At 69.7% G+C, this 16,330-nt stretch carries 12 protein-coding genes; 4 read left to right on the forward strand and 8 right to left on the reverse strand.

The features are described from left to right. Window positions 1–248: 248 nt before the first annotated feature. The gene (gene nsdA / locus OG734_RS12230; RefSeq protein ID WP_330287521.1) at window positions 249–1,724 is read right to left on the reverse strand and encodes a transcriptional repressor NsdA; all 1,476 of its coding nucleotides are present in this window, start codon (window positions 1,722–1,724) and stop codon (window positions 249–251) included. Window positions 1,725–2,181: 457 nt separating this feature from the next. Between nsdA and OG734_RS12235 the strand changes: the two genes are divergently transcribed. Beyond that, window positions 2,182–2,844 (forward strand): bifunctional DNA primase/polymerase, encoded by a 663-nt coding sequence (locus tag OG734_RS12235; protein ID WP_330287522.1) that lies wholly within the window; start codon window positions 2,182–2,184, stop codon window positions 2,842–2,844. Between the two features lie 89 nt (window positions 2,845–2,933). Here OG734_RS12235 and ftsY read toward each other — a convergent pair whose 3' ends face one another. Then, window positions 2,934–4,133 (reverse strand): signal recognition particle-docking protein FtsY, encoded by a 1,200-nt coding sequence (gene ftsY / locus OG734_RS12240; RefSeq protein ID WP_330287523.1) that lies wholly within the window; start codon window positions 4,131–4,133, stop codon window positions 2,934–2,936. 323 nt (window positions 4,134–4,456) lie between these two features. Between ftsY and OG734_RS12245 the strand changes: the two genes are divergently transcribed. Continuing rightward, a complete protein-coding gene (locus OG734_RS12245; protein WP_330287524.1) occupies window positions 4,457–5,428 on the forward strand; it encodes an LLM class flavin-dependent oxidoreductase in 972 nt (323 codons plus the stop codon). A 120-nt stretch (window positions 5,429–5,548) separates the two neighbouring features. On the opposite strand, the gene OG734_RS12250 is transcribed toward OG734_RS12245, so the two are convergent. The 4 genes from OG734_RS12250 to OG734_RS12265 all read right to left on the reverse strand — a co-directional run bounded on the left by OG734_RS12250 (window position 5,549) and on the right by OG734_RS12265 (window position 12,615). Beyond that, complete coding sequence (locus OG734_RS12250; protein ID WP_330287525.1) at window positions 5,549–6,967, reverse strand: sugar porter family MFS transporter; 1,419 nt, start codon at window positions 6,965–6,967, stop codon at window positions 5,549–5,551. A 198-nt stretch (window positions 6,968–7,165) separates the two neighbouring features. Then, complete coding sequence (locus OG734_RS12255) at window positions 7,166–11,434, reverse strand: AAA family ATPase (RefSeq protein WP_330287526.1); 4,269 nt, start codon at window positions 11,432–11,434, stop codon at window positions 7,166–7,168. A gap of 302 nt (window positions 11,435–11,736) precedes the next feature. Next, window positions 11,737–11,940 (reverse strand): hypothetical protein, encoded by a 204-nt coding sequence (locus OG734_RS12260; protein WP_006375438.1) that lies wholly within the window; start codon window positions 11,938–11,940, stop codon window positions 11,737–11,739. 393 nt (window positions 11,941–12,333) lie between these two features. Next, window positions 12,334–12,615: an acylphosphatase gene (locus tag OG734_RS12265; protein WP_330287527.1), complete on the reverse strand. Its 282-nt coding sequence runs from the start codon at window positions 12,613–12,615 to the stop codon at window positions 12,334–12,336. A gap of 142 nt (window positions 12,616–12,757) precedes the next feature. Between OG734_RS12265 and OG734_RS12270 the strand changes: the two genes are divergently transcribed. Both OG734_RS12270 and OG734_RS12275 read left to right on the forward strand, forming a co-directional pair. Continuing rightward, the gene (locus tag OG734_RS12270) at window positions 12,758–13,930 is read left to right on the forward strand and encodes a CAP domain-containing protein (protein ID WP_330287528.1); all 1,173 of its coding nucleotides are present in this window, start codon (window positions 12,758–12,760) and stop codon (window positions 13,928–13,930) included. A gap of 105 nt (window positions 13,931–14,035) precedes the next feature. Next, entirely contained in the window at window positions 14,036–14,428 is a 393-nt protein-coding gene (locus tag OG734_RS12275; protein ID WP_330293640.1) for a winged helix-turn-helix transcriptional regulator, read from the forward strand. Window positions 14,429–14,461: 33 nt separating this feature from the next. Here the strand turns inward: OG734_RS12275 and mutM are convergent, their stop codons facing one another. Both mutM and rnc read right to left on the reverse strand, forming a co-directional pair. After that, complete coding sequence (mutM, locus tag OG734_RS12280; RefSeq protein ID WP_330287529.1) at window positions 14,462–15,322, reverse strand: bifunctional DNA-formamidopyrimidine glycosylase/DNA-(apurinic or apyrimidinic site) lyase; 861 nt, start codon at window positions 15,320–15,322, stop codon at window positions 14,462–14,464. Between the two features lie 162 nt (window positions 15,323–15,484). Beyond that, window positions 15,485–16,321: a ribonuclease III gene (rnc, locus tag OG734_RS12285; RefSeq protein WP_330287530.1), complete on the reverse strand. Its 837-nt coding sequence runs from the start codon at window positions 16,319–16,321 to the stop codon at window positions 15,485–15,487. Window positions 16,322–16,330: the final 9 nt, after the last annotated feature.

The following is a 16,330-nucleotide window of genomic DNA, read 5'->3' on the forward strand; positions in this document are numbered from 1 at the left end:
GGCCGGTTATGCGCCAGACATTGACGCAGCGCCGTTTCGGTCGACGCCCCTCGATGTTTCGCCGCAGTGACGAAGGTGCCTTGTGTGTTACGGATCGATGAACTGCCGGATGTTGGACGCGCCGATCGTTATCGTGGCGCAACCTTCGCCCGTGGCGGGGGTCCGACCGCGGCGGGCCTTCCGATGACCTGGCGGGGGAGCCGAGTCGGGCTGTCGGGAGGGCCTGCCGCGGCCGGGGTTCCGGGGTTTCAGACCGCCTCGGCGGTCTCGGGCAGATCGATCGCGAGCTGGTCGGTCAGGTCCACGACCTCGGTGAGATCCCCGAAGTCGCGGACAGCCGTGTCGACGGTCTTTCGGATACGAGTGTTGACGCGCTCTGAGCGCACCTTCTTGGCGATGACCATGGCTTCGGCGGCCAGCACCGTGGCCCGCTCGGGCTCCCGCTGGAGGAGGTGGACGGTGGCCATGCCGATCAGATTCAGTGCGTACGACCGCTGGTGATCGGTGTCCTTCGCGAACAGGTCGACGGCATTGCGCATCAGGGGCTCGGCCAGGGAGGCGTAGGTGGGGCTGCGGCCGGCGACATAGGCAAGGTCACGGAACGAGTGGGAGTTCTCGCCGTACAGCTCGGCCCGGGAGAAGAAGCGGATCCAGTCGGGATCGGGCTCGTCCCAATCGTGTACGTCCGCGAACGTGTCCTCGGCCATCCGCACGGCCCGCTTGCACTTTCCGGGTTGCCCCATATTGGCGTATGCGCGCGCCTCCATCGCATACAGCATGGCCTGGGTGCGGGGGCTCGCGCAGTCACGGCTGCCGTACTGCGCGAGATGGATCAGTTCGAGGGCGTCGTCCGGCCGGCCGAGGTGGATCATCTGACGGCTCATGGACGACAGGACGTACGAGCCGAGCGGCTTGTCGCCGGCCTCCTTGGCCGCGTGCAGGGCCAGGACGAAGTACTTCTGGGCGGTCGGCTGGAGTCCCACGTCGTACGACATCCAGCCGGCGAGTTCGGCCAGCTCGGCGGCGACCTTGAACAGCTTGCGGGTGGTGGCCTCGGGCTGGGGCTCCTGGAGGAGGTCCGTCACCTCGTGCAGCTGTCCGACCACCGCCTTGCGGCGCAGGCCGCCGCCGCACTGCGCGTCCCACTGCCGGAACATCGCGGTGGTCGACTCCAGCAGCTCCAGCTCGGGCTGGGAGAGGCGGCCGGCCCGGCGCGCGGCGGACGGGTGCTCGGGCTCCTCCGGCGGAGCGGGCGGCACCGGGACGAGCCAGCGCTGCATGGGTTCGATGAGGGTGGGGCCCGCGGAGAGGGACAGGGCGGTCCCGAGGAAGCCGCGGCGCGCCAGCATCAGGTCGCTGCGGGAGAACTCGCTGAGCAGGGCGACGGTCTGGGGGGCCGTCCAGGGCAGGTCGACGCCGGAGGCGGACGGGGACTGGCGGGCGGTGCGCAGCCCCAGGTCCTCGACGGAGACGACACAGCCGAAGCGCTCGGAGAAGAGCTCGGACAGGATGCGCGGGATGGGCTCGCGCGGATTCTCTCCGTCGAGCCAGCGCCGGACCCGCGAGGTGTCCGTCGAGATGTGATTGGCACCCAACTGGCGTGCCCGCCGGTTCACTTGGCGCGCCAGCTCGCCCTTGGACCAGCCGCTGCGCACGAACCACGAGCCGAGCAGCTCATTCGGGCGCTTGTCAGCGCTCGTCGCGCTTCCGCCGTTGCCGCCCACTGGAACGCCCCCATCCCTGAGACCTCTTGTCGCCGAATGCGCCAAGCCCTATCAGAATGCCGGTAAATAGGCTTCGCGTCCGGCAGTTCTCACCCTTCGAACGGGAAGCCGACTTGCCTCCGGCATACCCACCCGCGCATGTGCCCCAAGGCCTCGTGCACTCAAAGTAATCCCACGATCACGGCTTCAGCCATGGCGATCCAGGAAACGCCACCATTCGCCACCCCTTCGAATGAACTCACGGGCACCTACAGGGGATTCACTTGACAGTGGACGGTCGGGAGCGGGCGGAGCGATGCACGCGAGGGCGCGCGCCGCCGAGCGCACTACCCGAGGCACAACTGGGCGCCGACTGGAACGGGGGATGGCGGGCAGGGGTGTCGATCAGTTGGAGACGCAGGGTTACGTTCTGCTTGCAAATCGTAACCACCGGTGCGTCGGACCCGTTGGAGGGGGCATGGGCTTCACGATCGGCAGCAACCGGGGTATCCGCGAAATCCGGCCTGGTACGCGCCGCCGCGGCCGGTCCTCCGAGTGCACCGCCGTGGCCGAGTACACCGGCCTCTGGGGCTGGGACGTGATCGCCGGGGCCCGCGCGGCCGGCGGAGCCTGTTCCTGCGGCCTGACCGACTGCCCCACGCCGGGTGCCCACCCCCTGAGCTTCGCCCCCCGGGTCGCGGCCGGCGCCACGCTCGACGAAGTCACCGACACCTGGGGCCAGTTCCCCGGCGCCTCGGTCATGCTCCCCGTGGGCCGCGCCTTCGACGTGATCGAGGTCGCCGAACCCGCCGGCCGCCACGCCCTCGTCCGCCTGGAACGCATGGGCCTCCCCCTCGGCCCGGTCACGGCCACCCCGGAAGGCCGCGCCCAGTTCTTCGTCGCCCCCGGCGCCGCCACCGAACTCCCCGAGCTCCTCTACCGCATGGGCTGGGACGACGCGACCCTCGACCTGCACGGCCTGGGCACCGGTACGTATCTCACGGCGCCCCCGTCCGACCGGGGCGGCCTCGGCCCGGTCACCTGGCTGCGCCCACCCGCCCTGGACACGGCGACGAAGCCGCCGGCGGCCAGGCTGCTGCTGGGGACGCTGGCCTACGTGGCACACAGGTCGCGGGCCTAGGCCCAGTCCGCACAGCAAGACGCCCGTCCCCAACTGCACCTTGGGGGCGGGCGTCTCTTCGTGGACCTACGGATTCCCTGAGGTGGCCGTCACTCCCCGATAAGGGCGTCAACAAACGCCTCCGGCTCGAACGGCGCCAGATCGTCGGCCCCCTCGCCGAGCCCGATCAGCTTCACCGGCACGCCCAGCTCGCGCTGTACGGCGATGACGATGCCGCCCTTGGCGGTGCCGTCGAGCTTGGTGAGCACGATGCCGGTGATGTCGACGACCTCGGCGAAGACGCGGGCCTGGACGAGCCCGTTCTGCCCGGTCGTGGCGTCCAGCACGAGCAGCACCTCGTCCAGCGGGGCGTGCTTCTCGACGACGCGCTTGACCTTGCCGAGCTCGTCCATGAGCCCGGTCTTGGTGTGCAGCCGCCCGGCGGTGTCGATCAGCACGACATCGGCGCCGGCCTGGATGCCCTCCTTGACGGCGTCGAAGGCGATCGACGCGGGGTCACCACCCTCGGGACCGCGCACGGTACGCGCCCCCACCCGGTCGCCCCAGGTCTGGAGCTGATCGGCGGCGGCGGCCCGGAAGGTGTCGGCGGCACCGAGAACCACGTTCTTCCCGTCGGCGACGAGCACGCGCGCCAGCTTGCCGGTGGTGGTGGTCTTGCCGGTGCCGTTGACTCCGACGACCATCACGATGCCCGGGGTGTCGAGGTTCGAGTCGGTCTTCACAGTCCGGTCGAACCCGGGTTCGAGGATGTGGAGCAGTTCCTCGCGCAGCAGCCCGCGCAGGTCGGCGGGCGTACGGGTGCCGAGCACCTTCACGCGCTCGCGCAGCCGCTCGACGAGTTCCTGAGTGGGCTGGACGCCGACGTCGGCGGTGAGGAGGGTGTCCTCGACCTCCTCCCAGGTGTCGTCGTCGAGGTGCTCGCGCGCGAGGAGCGTGAGCAGCCCCTTGCCGAGCGCGTTCTGCGACCGGGAGAGCCGGGCGCGCAGCCGGACCAGCCGCCCGGCGGTGGGCTCCGGCACCTCGATCACGGGGGCGGGAGGTTCCTCGACGGCGACGGACGAGGCGTCCGCGCCCTCCGGGAGGTCCACCTCCTCTATCGTGCGGCGCGGTTCGTCGCGCGGCGTCTCGGCCTCGTCGCCGACGTGCGGCTCGGCCGGAGGGGCGGTGAGGTCGGGTGTCGTGGGGGGCGCCGGGGGCAGCGGCTTCTTCCTGCGGCTGCCGACGACGAGCCCACCGAGCACACCGAGCACGACCACGGCGATGACTACAGCAAGGATGACGGTTTCCATAACCACACCAGTATGGGGTGTGACCTCGCGCCCGGCCGATCGTTGTCCGCGTAGGGCTGTGCGCCCTGCGGGCCGGGCTGGTCCGCCGTCCTACCTCTCGTCGGCCGGGAAGCCCCCAGAGGCGGAGTCACAACGGGACCAGTATGCGAAATCCCGTCGGGTACGCGGAGCAGCGTCCCCAGGGTGTGTCACGACCCATCCGGTGGGCCGTGACACACCCTCTCCGTTTGCCGCAGGCCGCACCTTGCACGACCACACCCTGGCTACCTGACGATGCGTCAGCTACCGTCCCCTCCACACCGCCGACGAAGGGGATCGGTCCCATGCCCGTCACCGTCGTACGTTTCAACCTGGTCGCCCCCGACGCCACCCCCGCCGAGCTCCGCGCCCGCTACCAGGCCGCGATCGAGATGGCCGCGTACGCCGACGCCCACGGCATCACCACCGTCCAGACCGAGGAGCACCACGGCGTCGCCAACAACTGGCTGCCCTCGCCGTTCGTCTTCGCGGGAGCGGTGTTCGGGGCGACGCGCCGGATCGCGGTGACGGTGTCCGCGGTGATCGGCCCGTTGCACGACCCCTTGAGGCTCGCCGAGGACATCGCCGTACTGGATCTGCTGAGCGGCGGGCGGCTGGTCACGGTCGCCGGGATCGGATACCGGCCCGAGGAGTACGCCCATTTCGGCGCCGACTGGAAGCGGCGCGGCAAGCTCCAGGACGAGCTGCTGGAAACCCTGCTGAAGGCCTGGACCGGGGAAGAGTTCACGTATCAGGGCCGTACGGTACGGGTCACTCCGCGCCCGTGCACCGATCCGCATCCCCTCCTCCTTGTCGGCGGCTCGTCGAAGGCGGCGGCCAGGCGCGCCGCCCGTCTGGGGCTTCCCCTCTTCCCGAGCGCGCACCTGCCCGAGCTGGAGGCCTACTACAAGGAACGGCTCGTCGAGTACGGCACGGAGGGCTGGACGATGATGCCGGCCGCCGAGACCCCGCTGCTGCACATCACCGAGGATCCTGACCGCGCGTGGGCCGAGCACGGCCACCACTTCCTGCACGAGGCCCGGACGTACGCCTCCTGGCAGTCCGGCGACATCCGGTCCGCCGTGAAGTCGGCGGCCACGACGGTCGAGGAGCTGCGCGCCGAGGGCGTCTACCGGATGCTGACGCCCGAGGAGTGCGTGGCGCAGGGGCTGGACAACTACGTGCTGCATCCGCTGTCGGGCGGGATACCGGTGGAGGAGGGGTGGCGGAGTCTGCGGCTGTTCGGGGAGCGGGTGGTGCCGGAGCTGGCCGGCTGACGTACCGAAGCCGCTCCCGGCTCGGGCAGTGGGCCGAGCCGGAAGCGGCGGCTGGTACGGGGAGAAGGGCAGCGGGGACTTGGCCCTTCTCCCCGAGTCATGGCGGAGGAGGTACCGGGACTAGCCCATCTCCTCCAGCGTCTTGCCCTTCGTCTCCTTGACGAACCTGAGGACGAACGGGATCGAGAGCGCGGCGAAGATCGTGTAGATCACGTAGGTCACGGAGAGGTTCCAGTCGGCCAGCGACGGGAAGCTCGCGGTGATGGCCCAGTTGGCGATCCACTGCGCGGCGGCGGCCACGCCCAGGGCGGCGGCGCGGATCTTGTTCGGGAACATCTCGCCGAGGAAGACCCAGACAACGACACCCCAGGACAGGGCGAAGAAGAGGACGAAGATGTGGGCGGCGACCAGGGCGACCCAGCCCTGCGTGGCGGGCAGCTTGCCGTCGACGAGGTCGAAGGAGAAGGCCCAGGCCTCCAGGGCGAGCCCGACGACCATGCCGACGGAACCGATGAGTGCCAGCGGCCGGCGGCCGATCCGGTCGACGAAGATCATGGCGATCACGGTGCCGACGATGTTGATGATCGACGTGGTGAAGGAGTAGAAGAACGACTCCGTCGGGTCGACGCCGACCGACTGCCACAGCGTCGAGGAGTAGTAGAACGCCACGTTGATGCCGACGAACTGCTGGAAGACCGAGAGCCCGATGCCGATCCAGACGATCGGCTTGAAGAAGAAGGTGCCGCCGAGCAGGTCCCGGAAGGTCGACTTGTGCTCGCTCTTCATGGCGTGCTCGATCTCGGCGACCCGGGCGTCCAGGTCGGCTCCGTCCCCCTCGACCTCGCGCAGCACCTCACGGGCGCGCTCGTCCCGGCCGACGGAGATCAGGAAGCGCGGCGACTCGGGGATCGCGAGGGACAGCAGCCCGTACAGCACCGCCGGTACGACCATCACGCCGAGCATGACCTGCCAGGCTTCGACGCCCAGCAGCTCACCGCGCTGGTCACCGCCCGCCGCGTTCAGGATGCCCCAGTTGACCAGCTGCGAGATGGCGATGCCGACGACGATCGCGGCCTGCTGGAAGGACCCGAGCCGTCCTCGGTACGCGGCCGGGGCGACCTCGGCGATGTAGGCGGGGCCGATGACAGAGGCCATGCCGATGGCGAAGCCGCCGACGATCCGCCAGAAGGCCAGGTCGTACAGCGCGAAGGGCAGCGCGGAGCCGACGGCGCTGATCGTGAAGAGCACGGCGGAGATCTGCATACAGCGGATACGGCCGATGCGGTCGGCCAGGCGCCCCGCGGTGGCGGCACCGACGGCGCAGCCGATCAGCGCGATGGCGATGACCTGCGCCAGGGCCGCGGAGCCGATGTCGTAGCGGCCCCGGATGGCCTCGACGGCGCCGTTGATCACAGCGCTGTCGTAGCCGAAGAGGAAACCGCCCATCGCGGCCGCTGCCGCGATGAAGATGACGTGTCCGAGATGCTCGGGATGAGCCGTTCCGGCTCCTGACTTGAGTGCCTGCTCAGTGCTGGTCACGTACAACTCCTCGGGCCACCGGCAACGCCGCCGGGTGGGGGGACCCTGTCAGGTAGGTGGTACCTGAAGGTAAAAACGACATTGCCGAGACTATGCCTTCAAGTTTCGAAGTCAATAGTGCCGACGAGTGTGAGGTGCAAGATACACGCAACCGGTTTGTGTTCAAGTCTTGAAGGTTGAAAGGAGGGCTGGCGGGGACTAGCGGAGCCGCTGTGAAATCACCTTCGACACGCCGTCGCCCTGCATGGAGACGCCGTACAGCGCATCGGCGACCTCCATCGTCCGCTTCTGGTGCGTGATCACGATGAGCTGCGAGGCTTCCTGGAGCTCCTGCATGATGCGGATGAGCCGCTGAAGGTTGGTGTCGTCGAGGGCGGCCTCGACTTCGTCCATCACATAGAAGGGACTCGGCCTGGCCTTGAAGATCGACACCAGCAACGCCACGGCGGTGAGTGAGCGCTCACCACCGGAGAGCAGCGACAACCGCTTGACCTTCTTGCCCGGAGGCCGGGCTTCGACATCCACGCCCGTGGTGAGCATGTTGTCGGGATCGGTCAGGATCAACCGCCCCTCGCCTCCGGGGAACAGCCGGCTGAAGACGCCCTCGAACTGCACCGCCGTGTCCCGGTACGCCTCGGTGAAGACCTGTTCGACGCGCTCGTCGACCTCCTTCACCACCTGAAGCAGATCGGTGCGTGTCTTCTTCAGGTCCTCAAGCTGCTCGCTGAGGAACTTGTGGCGTTCCTCCAGTGCCGCGAACTCCTCCAGCGCCAGCGGATTGACCTTGCCGAGCTGCTGGTAGGCCCTCTCGGTCGCCTTGAGCCGCTTCTCCTGCTCGGCGCGGTGGAACTGCTTCGGCTGGTTGCGCGGGTGCTCCGGGTCCTCCGGCAGCTCCTCGCCCTCGGCGGGGGGCGAGGGCGGCACCAACTGGTGCGGGCCGTACTCGGCCACCAACCCCTCCGGTTCCACACCGAGTTCCTCCAGCGCCTTGGACTCCAGCTGCTCGATCCGCAGCCGCTTCTCGGCGCCGAGTACCTCACCGCGGTGCATCGAATCCGTCAACTTGTCGAGGTCGGCCTTGAGATCACGACCGGCGGCGCGAGCGCCGGTCAGTTCCTGCTCACGCCGGGCCTTGGCGGCGTCGGCCGCGGTGCGTTCCTCATCGGCCCGGGAGAGGGAGACCTCGACGTGGGCGAGCAGCTGCCGCGCGCCGGAGGCGACGGCTTCGGCGACGGTCGCCTCGTGTCTGAGCCGCGCCCGCCGCTGCTCGGCACGCGCGCGTGCCTCCCGTTCGGCGCGTGCGGCCCGGTCGAGCGAGTCGGCCCTTCCGGCCAGCCCCTTGACCCGCTCCTCGTGCGTACGGACCTGGAGCCGGGCCTCCATCTCGGTCTGCCGCGCGTTGGCACCATCGGCGGCGAGCCGATCCCGTACTCCCGTGTCGGGCTCCTCCTCGACGGGCATCTCCTCGGCGACAGCCAGCCGCTCCGCGAGCTCCTCGGCATCCTGTACGGCCCTGTCGAGCGCTTCCTGCGCCCGCGCCGCGGCCGCGGTGGACCTCTCGGCCTCTCCGGCAGCGCCCCTGGCCTGCCCGGCGAGCCGCCCGAGCTGCTGCGCGACGGCCGACTTCTCCCGGTCGGCGGTCCGCCGCCGCTCCCCCAGCTCCTCGACGAACGCGGCGCACTCCTTGCGCCGCTCCCCGGCGAGCCGCTGGGCCACGGCCAACTCCTCGCACCGCACGGCCAGTTCGTCGAGCTCGGCGGCGGCCTCGTCTACGGAGGCCTGCACTTCCAGGAGACTCGGCGCCCCGGCGGACCCGCCGTGCGCGAAGTGGGCGCCCAGCAGATCGCCTTCGGCGGTCACGGCGGTCAACTCCGGTCGCGCGTACACCAGTTCCTCGGCGTCTTCGAGCGTCCCGACGACCACGATCCCGCGCAGCAACCGGCGTACGGCGGGCATGAGTTCGGCGGGGCCACGGACGAGGTCGGCGGCAAGGAACAGCCCGCCGGGCCCGCGGCCCCGGGCCGCGGCACGATCGCCGGGCGCGGAGCTCTGGCCGTAGACGGCGCGGGCATCGCCGGATGCGGGACCCGCGGTCGGGCCGGAGCCGACGCCCAGTGCGACTCCCGCGCCCGGACGGCCCGGAGCGTCGGCGCCCCGGGTGTCTTCGTCGCCGGATCCTTCGTACGCCGGCACCGGAGGCCACTGTTGCGCGCCGGGACCGTCCGACCGCTCCTCACCCGAACCGGAACCCGGCTCCCCCGCCACCCGCTGTCCAGCACCGGCAGCATCGGCGAGAGCCCCCGGACTGTCAGCGATCCCCCGCGCCTCCACCACCGACCGTCCAAGGCCAACCGCGCCAACCGACCCCGCGCCCGGCTCACCCCCGTCGGGCTCCCCCGCCACCCTCCGAACCGCCTCCGCCGAACTGTCCACAGGACCCGAGCCGACACCCGGCCCTACACCGGAACGCCGATCGACATCCGCCGAGCCCGCCGGGCCAGACGCGCCCGCACCCGGTTCACCCACCGGACCGCCCGGCCACCGCACCCCGCCCGTTTGCGCCTTCGCCGCCTCCGCCGACCCGTCCACAGGACCCGAGCCGACACCCGGCCCTACACCGGAACGCCGATCGACATCCGCCGAGCCCGCCGGGACAAGCGCGCCCATGCCCACGCCCGGTTCACCCACTGGGCCACCCGACCGCCGCAGGTTGCCCCCTTGCTCCTTCGCCGGCTGCGCCTCCTCCGGCGCCCCCGCCAGCAGCAGCGAAGCTCGCCCGCCGTCCTGTTTGCGCAGCAGGCGGATCGCGGACGCTGCCGAGGCCGGGGTCGTTACCGCGATCGCGTCCGCCGCCGCGCCGAAGGCGGCGGCCACGGCGACCTCGTGGCCAGGGATGATCGTCAGCAGCTCTGCCGCCGGGCCGAGCAGGCCGGTGAGGCGGTCCCCCGCGGCCAGCAGCACGCCCGTGCCGTCCTTGCGGCGCAGGCCGAGGGCCAGGGCCTCGTGGCGGGCCTGGGTGGCGGCGCGCCGGCGTTCCTCCGCCGTAGCCGCCTCACGGGCCGCCGTGAGGGCCGCTTCCGCGTCGGTCAGGGCGGCCTTCGCCGTGTCGTGCCGTTCCGCCAGGTCCGCGTCGCCCGCGTCGAGGCCGTCGACCTCGGCCTGCAGGGTCTCGTACTCCTCCTGGGCCGCGACCGCCCGTTCCTGGGCCTCGTCGCGGGCGGCGGCGAGACGGTCGATCTCGGCCTGGGCACTGGCCGCACGCGACCGGGCGGCGTTGACCTGGCCGTTCAGCCGGGCCAGGCCCTCGCGGCGGTCGGCAATCGCGCGGGCCACGTCCTTCAGGCGCCGTTCCTCGACCACGAGTTCGCGCTCCAGATCGGCCCGGTGCTCGACCGTGTCCTCCAGCGCGTGTTCGGCCGCCTCCAGGGCCGCTTCGAGCTCGGCCTCCTGCTCGCGGATGCGCGCGGCCTCGCGCTCCATGTCCTCGGGCTCCCGTCCGCGCCGCTCCTCGGCGGGGGCGGAGGTCGCGCTCTTCACGCGCGCGTCGGCCAGCGAGACGGTGCCGCGCACACGTTCGGCGAGCTGGGAGAGCTCGTACCAGGTCTGCTGCGCGCGCTGGAGGCGCGGTGTGAGCTGCCGTACCTCGTCCTCCAGCAGCGCCTCGCGCTGGAGGGCCTTCTTCAGCTCGGCCTCCGTCGTCTCCTTGCGTTCCTTGAGCGCGGCCTCGTCCGCGACCTCCGTCTGGAGCGCTCCACGCAGCCGCACGAGATCGTCGGCGAGGAGCCGGAGCCGGGCGTCGCGCAGGTCCGCCTGGATGACGGCGGCCCTGCGTGCGACCGCCGCCTGCCGTCCCAGCGGTTTCAGTTGGCGACGCAGTTCGTCGGTGAGGTCCTGGACGCGGGCGAGGTTCGCCTTCATCGCGTCCAGCTTGCGCAGCGCCTTCTCCTTGCGCTTGCGGTGCTTCAGTACGCCGGCTGCCTCCTCGATGAAGGCGCGGCGACCCATCGGGTCGGCGTGCAGTACGGAGTCCAGCTGGCCCTGGCCGACGATGACGTGCATCTCGCGGCCGATGCCGGAGTCGGACAGCAGCTCCTGGATGTCAAGGAGCCGGCAGGTGTCGCCGTTGATCTGGTACTCGCTGCCGCCGTTGCGGAACATGATCCGCGTGATGGTGACCTCGGCGTACTCGATGGGCAACGCGCCGTCGGAGTTGTCGATGGTGAGGGACACCTCGGCGCGGCCGAGCGGCGGGCGCCCGGTGGTGCCGGCGAAGATGACGTCCTCCATCTTGCCGCCACGCAGCGACTTGGCGCCCTGTTCGCCCATGACCCAGCTGAGCGCGTCCACGACATTGGACTTGCCCGACCCGTTCGGCCCCACGACACACGTGATGCCCGGCTCGAACCGGAGCGTGGTCGCCGAGGCGAACGACTTGAACCCACGGAGGGTCAGGGCCTTGAGGTGCACGCCGCTGGACTCTACCTTCCGCCGGTATGTCACACGATGAACCCCTGGATACCCCCCGGCGGTTTCACCGATGAACGTGCAGGGCACATCAGACGTTAAAGAGAGTGGAGAACTTGGGGAGGCCCACTCGAGGACCACGGGGGAGCACATGGGAAGCACGGCGAAATAAAGAAGGGACGCCGAAGCGTCCCTTGCAATACTCTGGCCAAACTCTGACCCTCAGTGGTTGACACGGGCAGCTCAACCACTGTGAGTTGTTGCGATGCGCAGTGCTCTGATGCAGTGCGTTACCGATGCAGGGATCAGGTGAGCGCAGGCTCCGCCTGGCGTGCGTCGATGCTCTCGAGAAGCGAGTCGTGAGAAGCGGCAGCCGTCAGCTCGTCGTTCTCCGCCTGGATGCGTCCGAGTTCGGATTCCAGGTCCTGTACGCGCTGCTGGAGCCGTCGCATCTCGGCGAGGAGTCGCGGGTCAGAGCCGCCGACGTAACCGAGAAGCGCCTTTGCCATGATTGATGGTCCTCCACACTGAGTGACCGACCGAAAGCGGTGTGGGTCGTGAGGGAATCGCACCCGCGATGCTTGGCACTCTGGAGTTCTTGCCGACGTTCGTGCTGCCGTTCTTACATGCCAAACAGCTAAGGTGCGCGGGGCTTTCAGCGTCTCACCAAAAAGTTTGACGGTCAACACGATCACGCCCTGTATTGGCGGGCGACCCGGGGGCGCGCGGCCCCTGGCGGGCGGCGCTGCGACTCCGGCGGGTCCCGAGGACGTGGCGACAAGCGTTTTCTGCGGAGCCTGCCACGACCTGCGCTTCTTGGCAACCACCTGCTCGTTTCTGCTGTGGACAGGTGCGCGTGGCATGTCCACGGGTCGCCGCCTGGGCCTCTTTACAGAACCGCCTCAGCGGATGGCGAAGCCGTCGTAGATCCGGCGAGGTGTGTCCCAGATCTCGGTGACGCCGTCCACGCGGCCGGGCGTGTCGTCCCCGCGCAGCCAGTCGAGCAGTTCCTCGCAGCCCTGACGCGCGCCTTCCGCGACCACTTGCACACGTCCGTCGTCCAAATTGAGAGCAAAACCACTCAGGCCACCGATCTCCAGGGCCCTCGCCCGTGTGAACCAGCGGAAACCCACGCCCTGGACTCGTCCGCGCACCCAGGCGACCAGCCGTGCATCCTCGTTCATGGATGCACGCTAACGGGCCAATGTCTCTCTGAGCACTTCCTCCCCTTGCGCCATGGGGTACCGTCCCCACCCAACGAATCTCATATGAAACTCACTCGTTCGAGTGAGTAATCCTGACCGCAAGGACGAGGAAGGCCAAAACATGGGACGCCACCGACGCTCCGCCGCCGGAAGCGCCGCCACGGGTCGCGCCACGGGGGTCACGGAACCATACGATTCGGACACGGACGGTTACGGATCCGGTCACGGACCGTACGACTCCCCGGTCCCGCATACCCCTCACACCGCGTACAACACGCTGTGGGAGGACGCGTCCACCACTGTGGGCATCGCCCCCTACCTGAACCCCGAGGCGCACTCCGACGCCTACGCGAGGAGCGACGCCTACCTCTTCGCCCCGGACGGCGCCGGTACCCGCGCGGCGGTGGGCGGCGACGGCATCCTGGACGGGCGGGCGAGCGGTGTTACCCGCCGGCGCCGCAAGAAGCGCTCGTCCATGCCGATCCGCACGGGCCTGCTCGGCGTCTCCGCCGCGGTCGCGCTGGGCACCGTCGCGGTCGCCACGGGTGTGCTGCCCGGAGGCGACAAGTACTCGATCGGCGGTGGCAGCAGCGGCGACAAGGTGCAGGCCGCGGACACCCCGACGAACGACGAGATCCAGCAGGGCGGTACGTCCGGCAACGCCGCCGAGGACCGTGACAGCGGTACGTCGACGAGCCGCGACGCGGATCGCGACACGTCGGCTCCGTCCTCACCCTCGCCCTCTTCCCCGTCTCCGTCACCCTCGCAGTCGACCGCGTCAGCGGCCCCGACGACCCCCGCTCCGCCGAAGAAGTCGGTGGTCACGCCCAGTGAGGCGCCGAAGGCGACGCCGACGCCCACTCCGACGAAGTCGAAGCAGAAGCAGCAGTCCTCCGCCCCCATCACGGTGTCCGCACAGGCCGCCGCCGAGGCGGAGGTGCTCAAGCTCGTCAACGAGGAGCGGGCGAAGGTGGGCTGCAGCGCGGTGTCGGCGAACAGCGCGCTGCAGGACCTGGCGGAGGCGTTCAGCGAGGACATGGCCGCCCGGGACTTCTTCGACCACACCGACCCCGATGGCCTCTCGCCCTGGGACCGGGCGGACAAGGCCGGCATCACCGACCTCGGCGGCGAGAACATCGCCCGTGGACAGGCTGACGCGGCCGCGGTGATGGAGGCCTGGATGAACAGCCCCGGCCACAAGGCGAACATCCTGAACTGCGACTTCAAGACCCTGGGAGTGGGCGTCCACCTCGGCTCGGGCGGCCCGTGGTGGACACAGGACTTCGGCTACTGAGTCGGATACCGACCAGCGGAACAGCCTGACCATCCACCCATTGCACTAACTACTGGTTAGCGCAATCTTCAGGTCAGCGCTGCGCTGGCGTACGCTGGGGTCATGATGGACACCATGGAGGAGCAGCCCCTCCCCTACGACGTGTTCGCCAAGGCCTGCCCCTCGCGCGGCACGCTGGAGCACGTCACGGGCCGCTGGGGCGCCCTCACCCTCGGCGCCCTGCAGGAGGGCTCGCTCCGCTTCAACGAGCTTCGGCGTCGCGTCGACGGTGTGAGCGAGAAGATGCTCTCCCAGACTCTCCAGGCCCTGGAGCGCGACGGCCTGGTCCACCGCGAGGCCCAGCCGACGAACCCGCCCCGCGTGGACTACGAGCTGACCCCCCTGGGCCACGAGGTCGCCGAGCGCCTACTGGCGCTCATCCACTTCGTGGAGGGCCGCATGGACTCCGTACTGGCGGCACGCGAGCGGTACGACGAGACGCGCACCCCGCGCCCATAACACTCACGCCGCACACACCCGACTTGCGCTCGACTACGGCGAAAGGCGCGGCGTCCGCTGGCACTTGGGGCAGAAGTAGCTGGACCTGTTCATCCAGGGGCGGCGCAGCATCGGCGTCGCACAGCGTTTGCAGGGCAGCCCCTCGCGTCCGTAGGCGTCGAGCGAGCGGTCGAAGTACCCCGATTCGCCATTGACGTTGACGTACAGACTGTCGAAGCTCGTACCGCCCACGGCCAGCGCGGCGTTCATCACGTCCCGTACGTGGCCCAGGAGTTCGGCCGTGCGCGGTCGGGTGAAGCCCGCGGTCGGACGTTCGTAGTGGACGCGCGAGCGCCAAAGAGCCTCATCCGCGTAGATGTTGCCGACGCCGCTGATCAACGACTGGTCGAGCAGGGCCCGTTTGATGGTCGTACGCTTCCGGCGCAGCGCCTGATGGAAGGCCTCGTCGTCGAACAGCGGGTCGAGGGGGTCGCGCGCGATGTGGGCGATGACGTCGGGCAACCCGTCGGGGGTGTTGTCGTGCAACGACAGTCCACCGAAGGTGCGTTGGTCGACGAAGCGCAGCTCGGTGGCGAGCTCGTCGGCGAACCGGACGCGAATGCGCAGATGCTTCTCGTCGGCGGCCTCGTGCGGCTGCACCAGAAGCTGCCCGCTCATCCCGAGATGCGCGAGCACCGACTGCCCGGTGTCCTCCAACGGCAGCCACAGATACTTCCCACGCCGGCTGGGCGTACCGATGCGATGCCCTTTGAGGCGGTACGTGAAGTCGTCGGCGCCTGCGATGTGCCGCCGCACGGCACGGGGGTGCAACACCTCGGCGTCGGCAACGATGCGCTGAGCAACCCATCGGGCCAGCCCACGCCGTACAACCTCGACTTCAGGCAACTCAGGCATACAAACTCCCCCAGCAAAAACGCGCCCCCGATAGGGGCGCGGGGCCGTGGCATTTGCGGCTCCGCCGCGGGGCGCGACAAGCCACAACGGGCCCGCGGCCGTAAATCAACCGAAAGAACACCAGTGCCGTCCCGCGAGGGACAGGCACTGGTGCACGCAACCTCAGGCAGATGTGGAGGAAGACGCCTCAGCGTCATCCTCAGCAGGCACCGCAGCCTCAGCTGCGGCTTCAGCCACCGCCTCCGCGGCAGCGGCCTTCGCGCGTTCATCCGCATCCGCACGGATGGAACGCCAGGCCGACTCCGCGGCCTGCTGCTCCGCCTCCTTCTTGCTGCGGCCGGTGCCGGTGCCGTACGAGACGCCTCCGACGCGGGCGGCAGCTGTGAAGGTCTTCTCGTGGTCCGGTCCGGTCTCCGTGACCAGGTACTCGGGCACACCGAGTCCTTCGGTCGCGGTGAGCTCCTGGAGACTGGTCTTCCAGTCCAGGCCGGCTCCGAGGTTCGAGGATTTCTCGATCAGTGGGTCGAAGAGACGGTGGACGAGTTCGCCCGCCGCGTCGAGACCCTGGTCGAGATAGACAGCGCCGATCACCGCTTCGAGGGTGTCGGCGAGGATGGACGCCTTGTCCCGCCCGCCCGTGCCCTCTTCACCCCGGCCGAGCCGGATGAAGGAGCCGAGTTCGAGCTCACGGCCCACTTCCGCGAGCGCACGAGAGTTGACCACCGCGGCCCGCAGCTTGGCCAACTGGCCTTCTGGGAGGTCGGGGTGGGTGCGGTACAGCGTGTCCGTGACCACCAGGCCGAGCACGGAGTCCCCGAGGAACTCCAGACGCTCATTGGTGGGCAGACCGCCGTTCTCGTACGCGTACGAACGGTGGGTCAGCGCACGCACCAGAAGGGCGGACTCGAGCTGGTAGCCGAGCCGCCCTTCCAGAAGCGTGTGGGACGAGGCCGTGTCCGCCTTTTTCTTGGCGGTCGAATCCGCCTGGGCGTCAGACATGAAGCCTCT

Origin of the sequence: Streptomyces sp. NBC_00576, from assembly GCF_036345175.1 — a bacterium.
Lineage (GTDB): Bacteria > Actinomycetota > Actinomycetes > Streptomycetales > Streptomycetaceae > Streptomyces.

What these genes read in the sequence shown, in the direction of transcription:
- OG734_RS12245 (WP_330287524.1), top strand. Translation starts at nt 4,457, where the DNA reads ATGCCCGTCACCGTCGTACGTTTCAACCTGGTCGCCCCCGACGCCACC.
- mutM (WP_330287529.1), bottom strand. Translation starts at nt 15,322, where the DNA reads ATGCCTGAGTTGCCTGAAGTCGAGGTTGTACGGCGTGGGCTGGCCCGA.
- ftsY (WP_330287523.1), bottom strand. Translation starts at nt 4,133, where the DNA reads ATGGAAACCGTCATCCTTGCTGTAGTCATCGCCGTGGTCGTGCTCGGT.
- OG734_RS12275 (WP_330293640.1), top strand. Translation starts at nt 14,036, where the DNA reads ATGGACACCATGGAGGAGCAGCCCCTCCCCTACGACGTGTTCGCCAAG.
- rnc (WP_330287530.1), bottom strand. Translation starts at nt 16,321, where the DNA reads ATGTCTGACGCCCAGGCGGATTCGACCGCCAAGAAAAAGGCGGACACG.
- OG734_RS12270 (WP_330287528.1), top strand. Translation starts at nt 12,758, where the DNA reads ATGGGACGCCACCGACGCTCCGCCGCCGGAAGCGCCGCCACGGGTCGC.
- OG734_RS12235 (WP_330287522.1), top strand. Translation starts at nt 2,182, where the DNA reads ATGGGCTTCACGATCGGCAGCAACCGGGGTATCCGCGAAATCCGGCCT.
- OG734_RS12265 (WP_330287527.1), bottom strand. Translation starts at nt 12,615, where the DNA reads ATGAACGAGGATGCACGGCTGGTCGCCTGGGTGCGCGGACGAGTCCAG.
- OG734_RS12260 (WP_006375438.1), bottom strand. Translation starts at nt 11,940, where the DNA reads ATGGCAAAGGCGCTTCTCGGTTACGTCGGCGGCTCTGACCCGCGACTC.